Annotated in this window: 12 protein-coding genes; 9 read left to right on the top strand and 3 right to left on the bottom strand. The window is 38.6% G+C overall.

Annotation, left to right across the window (positions count from 1 at the left end; all coding sequences use genetic code 11):
• Positions 1-15 precede the first annotated feature (15 nt).
• Positions 16-498: a CAP domain-containing protein gene (locus tag BLR60_RS07585; RefSeq protein WP_090498385.1), complete on the top strand. Its 483-nt coding sequence runs from the start codon at positions 16-18 to the stop codon at positions 496-498.
• On the opposite strand, the gene BLR60_RS07590 is transcribed toward BLR60_RS07585, so the two are convergent.
• Together BLR60_RS07590 and BLR60_RS07595 are read right to left on the bottom strand one after the other, a co-directional pair.
• Positions 465-1562 carry a glycoside hydrolase family 18 protein gene (locus tag BLR60_RS07590; RefSeq protein WP_090498387.1) on the bottom strand — a complete coding sequence of 366 codons (1098 nt, stop codon included), beginning with the start codon at positions 1560-1562 and terminating at the stop codon, positions 465-467. The genes BLR60_RS07585 and BLR60_RS07590 overlap by 34 nt on opposite strands.
• A gap of 51 nt (positions 1563-1613) precedes the next feature.
• Entirely contained in the window at positions 1614-2483 is an 870-nt protein-coding gene (locus BLR60_RS07595; RefSeq protein WP_090498389.1) for a transglutaminase-like domain-containing protein, read from the bottom strand.
• 44 nt (positions 2484-2527) lie between these two features.
• Between BLR60_RS07595 and BLR60_RS07600 the strand changes: the two genes are divergently transcribed.
• The 5 genes from BLR60_RS07600 to BLR60_RS07625 all read left to right on the top strand — a co-directional run bounded on the left by BLR60_RS07600 (position 2528) and on the right by BLR60_RS07625 (position 9040).
• Positions 2528-3310, top strand: coding sequence for an O-methyltransferase (locus BLR60_RS07600; RefSeq protein WP_090498391.1), 783 nt, complete (start codon positions 2528-2530; stop codon positions 3308-3310).
• Between the two features lie 4 nt (positions 3311-3314).
• Positions 3315-3983 carry a DUF1345 domain-containing protein gene (locus BLR60_RS07605; RefSeq protein ID WP_090498393.1) on the top strand — a complete coding sequence of 223 codons (669 nt, stop codon included), beginning with the start codon at positions 3315-3317 and terminating at the stop codon, positions 3981-3983.
• A 602-nt stretch (positions 3984-4585) separates the two neighbouring features.
• The gene (locus BLR60_RS07615) at positions 4586-4954 is read left to right on the top strand and encodes a BlaI/MecI/CopY family transcriptional regulator (RefSeq protein ID WP_090498397.1); all 369 of its coding nucleotides are present in this window, start codon (positions 4586-4588) and stop codon (positions 4952-4954) included.
• Positions 4951-6828, top strand: a complete 1878-nt coding sequence (locus tag BLR60_RS07620) for a M56 family metallopeptidase (RefSeq protein ID WP_090498400.1) — start codon at positions 4951-4953, stop codon at positions 6826-6828. The genes BLR60_RS07615 and BLR60_RS07620 overlap by 4 nt, the downstream gene beginning before the upstream one ends.
• Positions 6791-9040 carry an outer membrane beta-barrel family protein gene (locus BLR60_RS07625; RefSeq protein WP_090498402.1) on the top strand — a complete coding sequence of 750 codons (2250 nt, stop codon included), beginning with the start codon at positions 6791-6793 and terminating at the stop codon, positions 9038-9040. The genes BLR60_RS07620 and BLR60_RS07625 overlap by 38 nt, the downstream gene beginning before the upstream one ends.
• A gap of 299 nt (positions 9041-9339) precedes the next feature.
• Here BLR60_RS07625 and BLR60_RS07630 read toward each other — a convergent pair whose 3' ends face one another.
• Positions 9340-10470 (bottom strand): BamA/TamA family outer membrane protein, encoded by a 1131-nt coding sequence (locus BLR60_RS07630; protein WP_090498404.1) that lies wholly within the window; start codon positions 10468-10470, stop codon positions 9340-9342.
• Positions 10471-11627: 1157 nt separating this feature from the next.
• On the opposite strand from BLR60_RS07630, the gene BLR60_RS07635 reads away from it, so the two are divergent.
• From BLR60_RS07635 to BLR60_RS07645, 3 genes are all read left to right on the top strand, one after another.
• Positions 11628-12608, top strand: a complete 981-nt coding sequence (locus BLR60_RS07635) for a deoxyhypusine synthase family protein (protein ID WP_090498406.1) — start codon at positions 11628-11630, stop codon at positions 12606-12608.
• Positions 12609-12863: 255 nt separating this feature from the next.
• Positions 12864-14165: a c-type cytochrome gene (locus tag BLR60_RS07640; RefSeq protein WP_090498409.1), complete on the top strand. Its 1302-nt coding sequence runs from the start codon at positions 12864-12866 to the stop codon at positions 14163-14165.
• Positions 14166-14213: 48 nt separating this feature from the next.
• Complete coding sequence (locus tag BLR60_RS07645; protein WP_090498411.1) at positions 14214-17252, top strand: TAT-variant-translocated molybdopterin oxidoreductase; 3039 nt, start codon at positions 14214-14216, stop codon at positions 17250-17252.
• The last annotated feature ends 26 nt before the right edge of the window (positions 17253-17278 follow it).

A 17278-nucleotide genomic window follows, 5' to 3' on the forward strand; every position in this document is an offset into this window, starting at 1 on the left:
CATCATAAATAAATTATGAACAAATATTTAATCTTATCTGGCGGTATGTTGCTCTTTGTTTTACTGACGCAGTGCAAAAAGGATGAAATAACAACGCCAGAAAATAATGTTTCTTTATTGATTAGCAGGATTAACCTGCTAAGGCAGAGCGGATGTAATTGCGGAACTGAATATATGGCCCCGGTACCCAGCTTATCGTCAAATAACCAGTTGCAAAATGCAGCAACAATGCATGCAAAAGATATGGCAGAACAAAACTATTTTGATCATTTATCTCCGAATGGTGTTACTCCGGCCGAACGTGCAATAGAAGCAGGTTATAAAGGCGATTTTAGGGCAGAAAATTTAGCCAGGGGATATCTTGAGGTAGATCAGGTCATCAATGCGTGGAAAATTAGTGTAAGCCACTGTAAAGCCATGATGGATGCTAAAAGTAAAGAAATAGGCGCAGGTATGACACAAAATTATTGGGTAGTAACCTTTGGGAGTTCTTTATAACCTTTTATCGTTTTATCAATTACATCTAGCAGTCCGTTACTATAGGTGTCATTAGCTAATTCCCAAAACATAATACCATTTAATTTTTGATCAATTACATATTTGGATTTTAATGCAATTGATTTAGGGTCATCAAAAGTGACGAAATACCGCGTTTTTGGATTATAATAATAAGGCGCTTTGGCTATCTCATCCCAATAATAGGTATAGCCATTTTCGGTTGAAAACTCATTGTTGAAATCTTTATAGCCAATGCTGTTTACAAATTTCGATGGCTGGTTTAAACCGTGGTTTGCATCGCTGGTGTTTTCAAAAATACGGGCATAAAATGCAGCTCCCAAAGCAATTTTTTGTGCGGGTACACCTAAAGCGATTAAATTTTTTACTGCATAATCTGCAGACAAAGTTTGTTGTGGGGTAGAATATAAAGGAGTATGGTGGCCGCTTTGCGTTGCATACCCACCTACCAGATCGTAACTCATTACGTTTACCCGGTTTACCAACGGCATTACCTTATCCCATTCGAAGCAAGAGTCAATGCAGTTTTTTGTGCCGCCTGCTGCGAAACTAATTTCAGCTTTTTTACCGAGTTTATTTCTCAGTTCTTTAATCAATAAAGTAAAATTGTGTTTGTCATCTGGCGTATACCGATGCCCGGGATAACCCAATACGGCCGGGTATTCCCAATCGATATCTATGCCATCAGCCTTAAAAAAATCTAAAAGCGCTTTGGTTGTTTTGGCAAATGTTTTTCGCCCTTCATTTCTGCCAAATACTTCCGAACAAGAAGCGCAGGCACCCCAGCCACCCATAGCAATCATAACCTTTAAAGCAGGGTTGCGTTTTTTCATCTCGACCATTTTAGAAATCAAAGCCGAATCTTTGGCTGAGGTGATGTTTAAGCTATCGCCCTTTAAATGGCCGAAGCTGTAAATTAAATGACTAATCTTTTCGATTGGGAAACTATCAATAACCGATGCGCCTTGACCCGTGTAGTAGGCAATAACATTTGGTTTGGCTGTTTTTTGCGCTTTTAGGCTGCCAGCCGAAAGCATTAAAGCCATCAGGCAAATTCTAGGTAGATTACTGATTTTTGGATACAAGGGCTTGACTGTTTAAGACTGCTTTTCTGCTAAAATGTTTTGGAGTTCGTTTAATTCAGCTACTTTTTCTGTTGCGCCAGCATTTTCGTAAGCTGAAATCAGGTTTCTAATTACCCGGCGAATAATATCCGTATTGCTGCAGGGTTTATAATACTCTGGTAGCGCTTCTAAGTTAAGCTGACGCAAAAATTGATCTACGTCGTGTTTGCCAAAAATGTTACCCCTGTTAAAAGCATTGATGTAAAATAGTACACCGTACTCAGAACCCTCCTGCTTACTATCATCAATATAGCCTAAAATGAAATGCTGCGGTAAATTAATCCCATACACAGGCAGATCTAACTTTTGCGCCAAGGTAGAATAAATAATGGCTAAAGAAATCTGGTTGCCTTTTTTACTTTCTAAAACCTGATTTAAGTAGGAGTTTTGCGGGTCGTGGTGATTTTTGGTGTTTCCGCCAAAGCCATATTGCTGGTATAAAACATGGTTGATCAGTTTTACCTTCTCAACAGAACTCATTTCATACTGCAGGCCCAGCCAGATATCTCTTTTTATTTCTTCAATTTGGTTAATTACCTTTTGCTCATCCAGATCAGGATATTGATAACGATTTATAATCAGAGCGCCTTGCATTAAATCAAAAGCACCACTTAAATACCAAAGGCTTAGGTCTTCTTTAACCGTTTTGAATTGGATTTGATGGACAATGTTTTCAATACGTTCCTGCATCAGTCCATCGAAAGATTGTTCCCATGCATTTTCCAGGTAATGGATCACTTCACCACCATATTCAAGCAGTTTTTTTTCCACATGTTGGTACACTTCCTCGTCCGGATCGTCCAATAATTTAACTAAAGCACTTATCTCTGCGATATTTTCCATAAAACATACATACGTTTGCGGCGTTTAATTACTTTTGCAATATTATGTTATTTCAATTTATTACAGATTACCTTAAACACCGTTTAACAGCTAAGAGCAGGCATGGAACGCATTCGCCATTTGTGTACAAGCTCGCCGATGAGGTAATTTACGATTTAAACGACAAATCTGAATACAAAAATATAGAGGAGCAGCGAAAAAAACTTTTTAATGACGATTCTGTAATCACCGTTACCGACCTCGGTGCGGGCTCCCACCTGAATAAAAACCGAACAAAGAAAGTTAGTCAGATTGCCAAAAATGCATTAAAGAGCCCAAAATTAGCCAAGCTTATTTATCGGTTGGCTAAAAATACCAAAGCAAAAAGCGCAATCGAATTGGGTACCTGTTTGGGTATTACAACCGCTTACTTAGCAAAAACAGATGCCCAAACACAGGTGGTTACGATAGAGGGCTGTCCCCAAACTGCAGAGGTAGCCAGAAAAAACTTCCAGGACCTGAATTTAGAAAATATCGAACTTCATGTGGGTAATTTTGATTTAATTTTGCCCGATATTATTGCGCAGCAACCCAGCCTCGATTTTGTTTATATTGATGGCAACCACCGTAAAGATGCTACCTTGAATTATTTTAAATGGTGCCTGCCAAAGGTAACTGAAAATTCGTTACTTATTTTTGACGATATTTATTGGAGTGAAGGGATGAAAGAAGCCTGGGCCGAAATTAAAAACCACCCTGATGTTACCGTAACCATCGATTTGTTTTGGATTGGATTGGTATATTTTAGAAAGGGTCAGGCTAAAGAACATTTTAAACTTAAGTTTTAAAGCCATGCAGGAACCGAAACTAGCAGGTATTCAAAAACGATCGGCACTCTTCGTTTTGCTGATCAGTTTTTTCTCTGGTATTGCAGCTTACCTGCTTTCGTTTCTTTATAAAATGGATGCCCTTACGCATATTATGTTTGGGTGGGATGTTTTTTGCCTGGTACTCAATACACTGCATTGGTACATGTTTTTTCATACCTCTGCTGCTGAAACGCATTTAAAGGCTAAAATGCAGGATGAAACCCGTGGCGAAATTTTTGCCGTTGTAGTGGTTTCTACTTTTGCCGGCTTACTTGCAGTAGTTTTACTACTTATTAATAAAGATATTGAACCGCTTAATTTGGTTATCGCCATACTTGGCATGTTTTTATCCTGGTTTTTAGTACATACTACCTTTACTATGCGTTATGCCCATTTGTATTATGGGGATAAACGGACAGGAAAATCAGAAAAGGGTGGGGCGGGATTGGAGTTCCCGGGCCATGATGAACCTGATTTCATCGATTTTGCCTACTTTTCTTTTGTGTTGGGCATGACTTTCCAGGTTTCGGATGTTGAAATTTCGAATAGAGAGATCAGACGCCTTTCCCTCCTGCACAGTTTAATTGCCTTTATTTTCAATACCGTTATTGTAGCGTTAACCATTAATGCACTGGCAGGGCTAAGCAAATAATTTCTTTCTGGGAAAACTTACGAAGTTTAAAAAGACCTGAGCGAAGGAGAACTTCGTAAGTTTGGTCTGGCCTCCGCTGATGATCCTTTAGTAATAGGTAGTTTTTTGGAAATGAACAGTTTTTTTCTTTTGGCGGGCTTCAGTCCCGCTTCCGCTTCTGCCGATAAAGAATCGGCATCCCGCTTCGATCGCCCGCCTGCAACGGGCAGGGGTTTAGAAAGAACAGTTAAATATTTTGGCTCCATGCCAGGCGCAAGCCATTCGATCATAAACCTGACAGCAGCGAACACGTAGTGTAACGAAGTAAAGCGAATGGCAGGGCTACAAGAGCCAAGAACCACAGGCCGTTCGTTTTCAAATAAAAAGTATTAATATTTAGGATTAGGAAATGAGCAGTTCTTTTCTTTTGGCGGACTTCAGTTCCGCTTTCCCTTCTGCAGATTGAAGAAATCTGCATCCAGCTACCGGATGTGCGTTTTAAAACGAGTATGAAAATCAATTTATTTGATTGAATACCAATGTTTTACGTTTTTAAACTGACTTTTCAGTAATATAACTTGTTTTTTAGTTGCAAAACTGGAAAGTAAGTTATAGATTTGAGTATGGAAGAATTAACCAAAGCAGAAGAGCGCATTATGCAGGTTTTATGGAAACTGCAGAAGGCATTTGTGAAAGATATTATTGATGAACTTGAAGACGAACCTAAACCGCCTTACAATACCATTTCATCAATTGTGAGGCTTTTAGAGAAGAAAGGCTATGTTAATTATAAGGCTTACGGGAAAACATACGAGTATTTTCCGGCCATTACAAAGGATGAATATGCCAAAACTACATTCTCTAAACTGTTTGCCGGCTATTTTAATAATTCTCCAACCAGCCTGTTATCATTTATGGTAAAAGAGGAAAAACTAAGTGAAAAAGATATAGAAGAAATTAAGAAAATCATTAACCAAAATTCGAAATCATGATTTTAATCTATCTATTAAAGGTTTCGGCCTGTACGGCATTGTTCTTTGGGTTTTATATGTTGGTTTTAAGAAAGTTTACTTTCTTTAAAATCAATCGGTTCTATTTGCTGGCTACAATGATGTTGAGTTTTATTATTCCAGTTTTACAGTTCGAAGTTAAACGGGAAATAACAATGGTAGAAACTGAAGCTCCCGTTAATATCCCTGAAATAAAACCCACTGATCAAGCACCTCAGCTTATTCAGCCCGTTATGGAGTACCAGCCAATGGTAAAGCATAAACTCAATTGGATGATGGTGCTATATTACGTTTATGGTACTACAGCTTTATTTTTACTATTGGTTTGCCTTTGGCGTTTGTTTAGCTTGCTTAAGCATACTAATAGATATACAAAAAATGGCTATGGGCTAAAGTTGATTATCAAAACCGAAGGTTTTACCAATTGCTCCTTCTTTAACTATGTATTTATAAATAATGTGGATTTAAGCGCAACAGATTTATCGGTTCTGCTTAAACACGAACAGGTACATACCAGGCAATACCATTCGATAGATAAAATGATGTTAATGGTTTTTAAATCTATTTTATGGTTTAATCCTATCGTTTACCTATATGATAAAGCTTTGGAGCAGGTGCATGAATATGAGGCAGATGAAATGACTTCGACAGATTATGGGAATGAGGCATATGCCAACCTTTTATTAAAACTGGCCATAACCAAAAGCCATACGCCACTGATGCACAACTTTGTGAAAAGCCCTATTAAAGACAGGATAAAAATGTTATTCACCGCTAAATCAAAAAAGATGAAAAAATTAACTTACTTATTCGCAATTCCTGTTGCCCTGGGGTTAATCTGGTTATTTGCCGTACAGGTAGTATATGCACAAAATATAAAAGATGAAGGCAAACCTTCGAAAGATCTTTACGAAGGAGCCTTGAAGGGGAAAGTCCTTAACATCAAAAAAGAAACTATAGGTCTTTATACATTCGATTTATTGTCGAATGGAAAGGTTTATCCGATTGAAGCCAACACTTTTAAAGAAAAGATTAAAGTTGGCGATGAGCTTGTTGTTTATATATCAGGGAAAGGCTTTAATATTAAAAAAACGGATAGAAGTGGTAAAGTTATCGCGGAGACGAATGGGCTAATTTATAGTGCAACAAAGGTTACCACTTTAACCGGAAGTTTAATTTACGAGCAGAAAATAGAAAACCATGCCTTTTTATACGAAGCCAATAAAGCCCGTTCTGCCTCGTCTAAAATTAAATCGATAGAGAAAAATGTTAATGGGAAGATTGAAAAGATTGTTCTGAATGATGGCCTTTTTACCATCAACTTAAATCTTAAGGCGCAAAACATACTTAACAACTATTTAAAAATTGGCGATCGTGTATTGGTTAAGTTTATTGGCGAAAAATTGGTGTCGAAGAATACTTACACTACCGATAAAATGATTGTGCTGTATTCTGAACCTAAGAAATATATAATCAAAAATGAAGCACTTTATAACCGGTTTTATTTTAACGATGGGAAACAGAAAGTAGCTGTAGTAAAAAACGAAGCAGCAAAAGTTTCCGGACCGGTAGAACCTAAAATCATTTCCTTCAAAAAAATGACTGGTGATGTGAAGCATAAAGTTTCTTACATGGAAAATGCGGTTATCGATATTAGCAATTGCAGGTTAGAGGCCAGGTATGTTGAGTTGGATCAGGCTAACAATAAAATGATCGCCAAAAATGCATCGCTTAAAAATTCTAAACAAAACGTTATGGTAAAGTCTGACCTCATGACGTTTGATCTAAAAAAAGGAGATTATCGTATTGATATCGGTGATGAAACCAAAACAGGTAAATTATACCCAAACAGATAGTTTGGGATTGTACCATTTCAACAATTTACAAGCTGGGAAATATTCAATCATTTGCTCTTCAATCAATTTTAAAGCTGTAAACCAGTTACTTGCCTTAACAAAAGATACTGTAATTAATATTCAGCTCCAGGAAAATCGAAACAAGCTTGCTGATGTCCAGATCAATGCCAGAAAAAGTTTAATAGAAAAACAGATCGACCGGACGGTTTTTAATGTGGAGAACAGTGTTTCTGCCATCGGAACAGATGCTTTGGAACTGCTTTCTAAAGTGCCGGGAGTTAGGGTTTTGAATGATAGGGTTTCATTGTCGGGTAACGGCGCTGTTAATATTATGATTAATGATAAATTGGTGCCTTTGTCAGCTGATGAACTGTCGGATTATTTGAAGTCGGTCTCATCAGGTAATGTTGCCAAAATTGAAGTGATTACCAATCCCCCGGCAAAATACGATGCACAGGGAAATAATGGCTTGATCAATATTGTACTAAAGAAAGTTGCTGCCGAAGGATTTAAGGGGTCGATAAATACCGCTTTTACAAAAGCCATTCATCCAACGGTATCTGCAGGTGGGAGTTTGAGTTACCGGAAAAATAAGATTACGCTTTCCACAAACTTTAATATCAGAAAAGGATCTCTGGTTCCTTTTGAGCAGAGTGATGTTTTTTATCCGACACAAACCTGGAACATTGTAAATAAAGACCGGAATTTTAGGACGGTGCCCAGTGGACAGATCGGAATGGATTACCAGGCTTCCAGAAAAACGGTACTGGGATTTTCGTACAACGGTGGCTTAACCAACTTCCATTCTGAAGAAAATATTAAAACCACTGTTTATAATAAAACCGGTAGTTTAGATTCAGTGCTGAATTCTGATGCCAATGCCAAAATCAGATCCCATTATCACTCAGCCAACGTTTATTTTAAAAAAACCTTAGATTCTACAGGAAAACAGCTGATTATAAATGGCGATTGGTTTAATTACAACGATGATAAAGAAAGGTTTTTTAACAATACCAGTTATTTTCAAAATGGAATAATGTTCCCGGATTCTTTTGCCGAATATCTATCCGCCAGTAAGCAAAATATAGATTTATATACCGTAAAAGCTGATATAGATTTGCCTTATAAAACCTTTAAACTATCTTTTGGTGCAAAACTGAGTTTTATCCACAATGAGAGTGATCTTGCTTTTTATAGAGTGCGCAATACGGTTTATGAGTTGGAACCCGGCCAAACCAATCTCTTTAATTATAAGGAAAACACACAAGCCCTCTACATTAACTATAATAAAAGTCTAAAGCGCTGGGATTTTCAGGCTGGACTGCGTGGAGAATACACCCAGATTGATGGCGTTTCGGTTAATGAACAAAATCGGAGTGAGTATTTCAGGCTTTTTCCTACGCTTTACATCGGTTACCGTGTAAATAACAAAAGCACTTTTTCTGCTAATTATGGCCGCCGGATCAACCGGCCTGCTTATCGTAAACTAAATCCTTTCCGCTGGTACAGCAACCAATATGTTTATACCGAAGGAAATCCTTTTTTACAGCCATCGTATAACGACAATATCGAAATTTCTCATACTTACAATAATGTCTTCACCACAACACTATCTTTTAGCCATACCACAAACGGCTTTAATGATGTCAATTTTATTGATGCTGGCACAAATATTCAGGCCGCCAAACCCCTGAACTTTATTACTGGATATCATTACCAGTTCAGCAATGCCATTACGCTAAATCCTTTGAAGTGGTGGGAGAGTATCAATCAAGCGGATATTTTTTATACAATATCCCGTTCTGGCATTACGCAAACCCAAAGTAGCCTGAACGGATTTGGTGCTTATTTTTCTACACTCAATCAATTTGTGTTTAATCAATCTAAAACCATTTTGGGCGAAGCCAGTTTCTGGTACCAATTCCCAACAATTGATGGATTGAATCAAAATAAAAGTCAATATAACCTCGATCTGGGGATTAAAACTTTATTCCTTAATAAAAAAATACAATTGGCGATTACGGCTAGTGATGTTTTAAAAACAAACCAATATCGATATAGCAGTCTCATTAATAACATCAGGCAGGAATACAACAACTATTACGATAGCCGCCAGATACGGCTTACCTTCCGTTATAATTTCGGTAATGAGAAAATTAAACAACAGGATAGGAAGCTGGGGAATGAAGAGGAGCGGAGGAGAAATAATTAATTATGGAAGATGTAAGAGATTTGTGTTGATCCGTTGTGTATCTATTATTAAAATTTTTCAATTCCGTTAAGAATGATAGAATCTATTATTACGGCCGTCATTCTCGCGCAGACGGGAATCTTAAAGCACTTGCATTACGATTATTCATAAGTTTCCCTTATTTCAAAGGTATTCATGAGCACTCCGTGGTTCCCATCAAGTTGGGAATGACGATTCCTCGCAGCCCCTCAGGATTGACAAAAAGAGTGTATGATCGCATCAAGCCCATCATCCCTTTTCCCTCTTACATCACCCATCCCCTAAAACGCTTCTGCTAAACTAATATAAAACCCGGCCTGACGTTTTTCATTTGGCAATTTTTCTCCTATACCATAATCTAACCTAACGCTCAGACCTTTAGCCGGATCGAAAAAGTAACGGCCACCGACACCGAAATTTGGTTTTAATCCATCGGTATTAAACTGGCTATTGGCAAATACTTTACCCGTGCCTGCAAAAGCAACGATTCCAAACCGGTTCATAAATCGGTAACGGATTTCAGCTTGTGCCGCCATCAGGTTTTCATCACGGTAGCGGCCACTGTAGTAACCACGCATCATTTGGTCGTTGCCTAACTGTTGTAATAAGTAAAATGGCGTGCTTTTACTTTGGATGGTATAATAAATGCCCTGAACGCCTAAAACCACTTTTGGTACCAGACTAAAGAAACCACGGAGATCGAGCTTAACCTGTGAGCCGCTGAAGCTTTCTCCCCCAAAAAAATCCGGCGCATACTGATAGGTTGCCCTTCCGAAAAAACCTTTAGTAGGGTAATTGTTGCTGTTTCGGGTATCGTAACTTTGTGATGCACCGATCCAGGCTACCGAACCACCATCTTTATCTAAAATTTGTGGGTTAGTGGAATAAATGCCTCCCGGTTGCTTGTCTATAAAACGATAATTTTCAAAACCCAATGAAACACCCGTATAAGCCTTGGGTAAAGTATTCATTTCGGCATCGAAAAGTGTTTTAAAAACCCTTTGGTCTAATTTATCTTCATCGATCTTTTTGGCATTGTTGCCGATACCATAAAAATTAAAGGGCTGGTTTTTAAAACGGATATCGCCAATAAAGTGGTATTTGTTTCCTTTAGTCCACATATCGCCCTTCAGCATAAAATTAGCTGTCTTTTTGGTAGAGTAAGTGGTATTCAATGCGAAATTAGAGCTGCGGTTCAGTGTATCTTTACGGTCTACATAAAAAGAATAAATAGCCCCAACGCCGAATTCAAATCCTGTTTCCTGACTATATCCAAAAGCCGGCAAGGGCAAAAAGCTGGCTTTACGTGTAGTATCTTTTTCGTTCGAGAGCATTTTCCTGATCAGCTTCATTTGTGCGAATGAATTTCCTGAAACGAGCGCGAGTAAAATAATCAGATAATATTTTTTCATCAAGTTTTTTTGATTTTATAGGCGATGAAGCTATCATAAGCATATCTTAGTATTGGGAGTGGTTTGCTCATGATGATTTCATTACCGCAAAGAAAAGGAAATTTAGTAAGAAGTTGGTTAACCGGTTTAAACTTGAAATTAAATTATCCCTATTATTATAATTTCAAAGATCCAGAAACAAGTTCAGGAGGGCGATCGCTAGAATTTGATGTAATGTCTTGCGCCACCTAAACGGGATTGAAGGGAAAAGCCCACAGGTGAGGTACGAACCGAGGACTTATACCGGAAAGCCGGGCTACCTTTAATAATGTCCACAGCTATTGCTTTCCAAAAAAAAGCTATTCTGTTATACTTTGATTATAGATCCTGAAACAAGTTCAGGATGATGAGTCGTGAGAGAATTGGGTACCTGTCTACCGCCATTGCTTTTCGAATAAAAATAGATATTAATGACTTATTAGGATGAAGATCTTTCGATTTCGCTCAGGAGGGCGATCGCTAGAATTTGATGCGATGTCTTCCGCGACCTAAACCGGATTGCAGGGGAAAGCCCGCAGGTGAGGTACGAACCGAGGACTTGTACCGGAAAGCCGGACTACCTTTAATAGGTGTTACTGCTATTGCTTTCCAAAAAAAAGCTATTCTGTTATACTTTGATTATAGATCCTGAAACAAGTTCAGGATGACGAGTCGTGAGAGAATTGGGTACCTGTCTACCGCCATTGCTTTTCGAATAAAAATAGATATTAATGACTTATTAGGATGAAGATCTTTCGATTTTGTTGAGGAGGGCGATCGCTAGAATTTGAAGCAATGTCTTCCGCCACCTAAACCGGATTGCAGGGGAAAGCCCACAGGTGAGGTACGAACCGAGGACTTGTACTGGAAAGCCGGGCGACCTTTAATAGGTGTTACTGCTATTGCTTTCCAAAAAAAGCTATTCTGTTATACTTTGATCATAGATCCTGAAATAAATTCAGGATGACGATCGCTGGTAAAGCTCACTTTTTATGATTTAACCGACTTTAGACTATAGACTGAGGACTCTGGACTAACCAACGCTATGCGCCAAACGCTACGCTCCAAACGCTAAACGCTTTTACGTTTTCACCTTTCGGCGTAAATACCTACTTTTGCGACAAACAATACAAAACGAAATGAGCAATACAAGAGGACCGATATCTCAGTTTATGGAGCGTAATTATCTCCATTTTAATGCTGCTGCAATGATGGATGCGGCTAAAGGATACGAAACGCATTTAGACGAAGGTGGTAAAATGATGATCACACTTGCTGGTGCAATGAGTACTGCAGAATTGGGAATTTCACTTGCAGAGATGATCCGCCAGGATAAAGTGGCTATTATTTCTTGTACTGGTGCAAACCTTGAAGAAGATATTATGAACCTGGTAGCACATTCTCATTATAAACGTGTGCCAAACTATCGCGATTTAAGTCCGCAGGATGAATGGGACCTTTTAGAGAACCACTATAACCGTGTTACCGATACCTGTATACCGGAAGAAGAAGCTTTCCGTCGTCTACAGAAACATATCCACAAAATCTGGAAAGATGCAGATACTGCTGGTGAAAGATATTTTCCACATGAGTTTATGTATAAAATGCTTTTAAGTGGTGATTTAGAGCAATATTATGAAATCGATCCTAAAAACTCGTGGATGCTTGCTGCGGCAGAAAAGAATTTACCTATTGTAGTACCAGGATGGGAAGATTCTACTATGGGTAATATTTTTGCCTCATATGTGATGAAAAGTGAATTGAAAGCCACTACGATGAAAAGCGGTATTGAATACATGGGCTGGCTGGCCGATTGGTATATTGCAAACAGTGGGGGCAAAGGAATCGGTTTCTTCCAGATTGGTGGTGGTATTGCCGGCGATTTCCCGATCTGTGTGGTGCCGATGCTTTATCAGGATATGGAAATGGAAAATATTCCTTTCTGGAGTTATTTCTGCCAGATCTCAGATTCGACCACTTCTTATGGTTCTTATTCCGGAGCTGTACCAAACGAAAAGATTACATGGGGTAAACTGGATATTCACACGCCAAAATTTATTGTGGAAAGTGATGCGACAATTGTAGCACCGCTCATGTTTGCCTGGATATTAAAACAATAATCAGAAAATATAAATAAACCAAATTGGTTTCTGGTATGCCCATTGGAGATAACCTATCAAAAATGGGCATTTTTATTGGCTGAACGGCTTGAAACAGCATTTGTTTAGAATGATTATAAATTGTATTTCAAGTCACTATTATGTCATGGGATTTATTAATAAGTTATACTTTTGTTCAAGTTTTGGTGGGGCTACCTCTAGTTCAGCATCAATTTCACAACAAAAAGTAAATTAAATAAGTATAAAGTGTTCATTATGAGAGATATCTCGATGATTTTAAAAAGCGTTTGGAAGTCGTTATTCGTATTTTCAGCAATTTCCGTAATAGCGGTTTCTACCGCAAATGCGCAGGATGCTAAAGAGGGAAGGACGCTTTTCAAAGCAAAATGTTCTTCGTGCCACGCGTTAGATGCTAAATTGGTTGGTCCGGCCTTAACAGGTGTAAGTGATCGTCACTCTGAAGAGTTCCTTTTAAAATGGATTCCAAATTCGCAAGGCTTGGTAGCTTCTGGTAACCCTGAGGCTGTTAAACTTTTTAATGAGAATGGAAAAGTTCCAATGACATCTTTTCCTGAGTTAGACGAAACTAAAGTAAAAGACATCTTAGCTTACATTAAAGAAGGTGAGCCTAAGCCAGCAGGTGATCCAAGTGTAGTTTCTTCTGCAGCGGCTAAAGATCAAGGGACTTCAGGTTTATCGATCGCGGGTATTGTAGCTATCGTTGTATTGGCGATTGTTATTTTAGTGATCTTAGGTCGTGCTTCTAAATTATTGGAGCGTTTGATTCTACAGAAACAAGGTATCGAGATCGAAGAAGATGTGCCATTAAAGATTGGTGTGCGCAAGATGTTCAAAAACAAGAAATTTGTGATGTTCTTTATCTTGTGTTTAATCATCTGTTTAGGTTCATTCGGTTGGATGGGCATGTGGAATACGGGTGTTCATACCGGTTACCAGCCAGTACAACCCATTAAATTCTCACACGAGTTGCATGCGGGTATCAATCAGATCGATTGTCAGTATTGCCACAACGGGGCATTTAAATCTAAAAATGCAACTATTCCATCATTAAATGTTTGTATGAACTGCCATAAAGCAGTACAGGCAAGAGATAAATATGAAGGCGAGATTTCTCCTGAGATCAAAAAAATCTATAATGCTTTAGGTTACGATCCGGAAACACAGAAATACGATGAAAGTAAAGCTAAACCAATGGAGTGGGTACGTGTACACAACCTTCCTGATTTTGCTTATTTCAATCACTCTCAGCACGTAGTTGTTGCAGAAGATGCCATCCGTAAAGCAAAAGGATTACAGCCAACAGAACCGGTATGTTTCGCTTGTCACGGTCCGGTTAATACCATGGAAGAAATTTACCAATATTCTCCATTAACCATGAAGTGGTGTATTAACTGCCATAAAGAAACAGACATTTCTGGTCAGAAAAATAATGCTTTCTACGCTAAGGTGATCGAAGCGCACGAAAAAATTAAAAAAGGCGAGAAAATTACCCCAGCGTTATTGGGTGGTTTAGAGTGTGGTAAATGCCACTATTAATAGATAGAGTTTAGTAAGAACGTTCGAATAAACAGTAATATAGCTTAAATGGAAAGCAACAAAAAATACTGGAAAGGCTTAGAGGAGTATAACAATACACCCGATTTTGTTAAAAATAACAAAAACGAATTCGCCGAGCCACTTCCAATAGAAGATGTTTTAAATGAAGCAGGGTTAAGTACCGTTACCCCACGCCGCGACTTTTTAAAGGCGTTAGGTTTTGGTTTAGGTGCTGTAACTTTAGCAGCCTGTCAAACTGCTCCTGTTCATAAATCTATTCCTTACCTGGTAAAACCTGAAGAGGTTACTCCAGGTATTCCTAACTATTATACTTCGAGCTTTAATGGCCAGAGTATTTTAGTTAAAACGAGAGAGGGGCGCCCAATTAAAATTGAACCAAATCCAAATGCAGGTCAGTTTTTCCGTGGTACAGATGCGAGAGCGCAAGCTTCGGTTTTAGATTTATATGATGTATCTAAGCTTAAAGCACCAGCTTTAGTAAAAGATGGAAAGGTTGAAGAAACTACCTGGGCAAAAATCGACAGCTTTGTTAAAGGCGAGTTGGCAAAAGCACAAGCAGGTGGCAAAAAAATCCGCATTGTATCATCAACGGTAAGCAGTCCATCAACCAATGCAGTTATTGCACAATTTATTTCAAAATACCCTGCAGCTAAATTGGTTCAGTATGATGCAGTTTCTTATACTGGTATTATTCAGGCCAACCAAAACAGTTTCGGTAAAGCAGTTTTACCTAAATACAACTTTGATAAGGCTGATTTAATTGTAAGTTTCGGTGCCGATTTCTTAGGTACCTGGATTAGCGGAGAGGAGTTTACTGCTCAATATACTGCCAACCGTAACTACAAATCGTTAGAAAATAAAAAAATGAGCCGCCACATTCAGTTTGAAAGTGGAATGAGCTTAACAGGTACAAATGCAGATACCCGTGTTCCGGTTAAGTTATCGGAAGAAGGACCTGCTTTAATTGCTTTATATAATGCAATTACAGGTAATGCTTTACCAGGTGGAACATTGGGTAACAATGCTACAGCTGATAAGGTAATTAAATTGGTAGCTAAAGAATTGGTACAGGCTAAAGGTAAAGGCCTTGTAGTTTGTGGTTCTAACGATGTTTCTACACAAATTTTAGTAAATGCCATTAATGCTGCCGTTGGTAGTTATGGTACGACTATCGATTTAGATAACCCTTGTTATTTATATGCTGGTAATGATGCCGAATTTAACGGTTTAGTTGCTGAAATGAACCGTGGTGAAGTTGGTGCTGTTTTATTCTTAAACAGTAACCCTGTTTACGACGCTGCAAATGCAAAAGCATTTACTGATGCTTTGGCAAAGGTTCCTGCTAAAATTTCATTCTCAGATCGTGCAGATGAAACGGCTACCGCTTGCGATGCTATCGCCATTAACCATAACTATTTAGAATCTTGGGGTGATGCAAATGCTTACGAAGGATATTATTCTATCGTTCAGCCAACGATCAACCCTGTTTTCAACAGCCGTCAGGCTGAAGAGAGTTTATTAACCTGGGCTGATGCTCCTGTTAAAGACTACTATCAGTTTGTGCGTAGCAACTGGGAAGCTAAAATGTTACCAGCTGTTGGTTTGAAATGGGAAGAGGTTTTAGAAAAAGGTGTGGTTACTTCAGCCGCTAAACCTGCTGGTGCTTATTCATTCACACAATCTTTAGCCCAGGTTGCTACTTCAATTGCAAATAGCAGCAAAGCCTTTAAAGGTGGCGACCAGATTGAGCTACAGGTTTACGAAAATGTACCGATGCGCGATGGTAAAAATGCCAATAATGCATTTTTACAGGAGTTGCCAGATCCGGTATCAAAAGTAACCTGGGATAACTTTGTTGCCCTGGCACCTAAAACTGCAGAGAAATTAAAAGTTAAAGAGTTTGATGTGGTTTCTGTTAAAGGAAGCAACGGATATGCTGTAGAACTTCCGGTGTTAATCCAACCAGGACAAGCACAGGGAACTGCATCTATTGCATTAGGTTATGGCCGTACCAAAGTTGGTAAAGCGGGTAATGATGTAGGTAAAAATGCTTTCCCATTCGTTTCTTTTGCAAATGGAACCATGCAATATGCTACAAACGTAACCATTACCCCAACAGGCGGTTACTATGAGCTTGCACAAACACAAACTCACCACTCTTTCGAGGGCCGTGCAGTAATTAAAGAAGCTACTTTTGCAGCATACTTAAAAAATGCTGGTGCAGGTAACGAAAAAGGCGAGCACAAAAATTACGATCTGTGGGATCAATATGAAAAACCAGGTAACAACTGGGTAATGGCAATCGATTTGAATGCTTGTACAGGTTGTGGTTCTTGTGTTGTTGCTTGTAACGTAGAAAATAACATTCCTGTTGTGGGCCGTGATGAGGTTCGCCGTCGTCGTGAAATGCACTGGATCCGTATCGACCGTTATTATAGCTATGAAACTAAAAATGGTGATGTAACCAAAGAGAAAGAAATTGCTAAGTTAGAAGACTTAGATCACGTTTCTGTGGTTCACCAGCCAATGTTATGCCAACACTGTGATCACGCACCGTGCGAAACAGTTTGTCCGGTATTGGCAACTGTACACTCAAGTGATGGTTTAAACCACATGGCTTACAACCGTTGCGTAGGTACACGTTACTGTGCAAATAACTGTCCATACAAAGTACGTCGTTTCAACTGGTTTAACTACTGGAATGATTCACGTTTCGATAACTACTTAAATAATGAGTTTACTCAATTGGTATTAAATCCTGATGTTACTACACGTTCACGTGGTGTAATGGAAAAATGCTCAATGTGTATCCAACGTATTCAAGGTGGAAAATTACAAGCTAAACTAGAGAAACGTCCATTAAAAGATGGCGATATCAAAATGGCTTGTCAGGAAGCTTGTTCAGCAAATGCGATTGTATTTGGTGATTCAAACGATCCAAATTCAGAGGTTTCAAAAGCATTACGTTCTGAGCGTATCTACTACGTATTAGAAGAGATCAATGTGAAACCGGGTATCGGCTACATGACAAAAATTAGAAATACAGATACAACAGTGCAAGCGTAAGCTTTAGTATAAAGAAAATACAAATT

The organism is Pedobacter terrae (assembly GCF_900100705.1).
GTDB classification, from domain to species: domain Bacteria; phylum Bacteroidota; class Bacteroidia; order Sphingobacteriales; family Sphingobacteriaceae; genus Pedobacter; species Pedobacter terrae.

Bases quoted from the DNA above. Each gene is read 5' to 3' on its own strand.
- BLR60_RS07585 (WP_090498385.1), top strand. From the start codon at position 16: ATGAACAAATATTTAATCTTATCTGGCGGTATGTTGCTCTTTGTTTTA.
- BLR60_RS07645 (WP_090498411.1), top strand. From the start codon at position 14,214: ATGGAAAGCAACAAAAAATACTGGAAAGGCTTAGAGGAGTATAACAAT.
- BLR60_RS07615 (WP_090498397.1), top strand. From the start codon at position 4,586: ATGGAAGAATTAACCAAAGCAGAAGAGCGCATTATGCAGGTTTTATGG.
- BLR60_RS07635 (WP_090498406.1), top strand. From the start codon at position 11,628: ATGAGCAATACAAGAGGACCGATATCTCAGTTTATGGAGCGTAATTAT.
- BLR60_RS07600 (WP_090498391.1), top strand. From the start codon at position 2,528: ATGTTATTTCAATTTATTACAGATTACCTTAAACACCGTTTAACAGCT.
- BLR60_RS07590 (WP_090498387.1), bottom strand. From the start codon at position 1,562: ATGGCTTTAATGCTTTCGGCTGGCAGCCTAAAAGCGCAAAAAACAGCC.
- BLR60_RS07620 (WP_090498400.1), top strand. From the start codon at position 4,951: ATGATTTTAATCTATCTATTAAAGGTTTCGGCCTGTACGGCATTGTTC.
- BLR60_RS07625 (WP_090498402.1), top strand. From the start codon at position 6,791: ATGAAACCAAAACAGGTAAATTATACCCAAACAGATAGTTTGGGATTG.
- BLR60_RS07630 (WP_090498404.1), bottom strand. From the start codon at position 10,470: ATGAAAAAATATTATCTGATTATTTTACTCGCGCTCGTTTCAGGAAAT.
- BLR60_RS07640 (WP_090498409.1), top strand. From the start codon at position 12,864: ATGAGAGATATCTCGATGATTTTAAAAAGCGTTTGGAAGTCGTTATTC.
- BLR60_RS07605 (WP_090498393.1), top strand. From the start codon at position 3,315: ATGCAGGAACCGAAACTAGCAGGTATTCAAAAACGATCGGCACTCTTC.
- BLR60_RS07595 (WP_090498389.1), bottom strand. From the start codon at position 2,483: ATGGAAAATATCGCAGAGATAAGTGCTTTAGTTAAATTATTGGACGAT.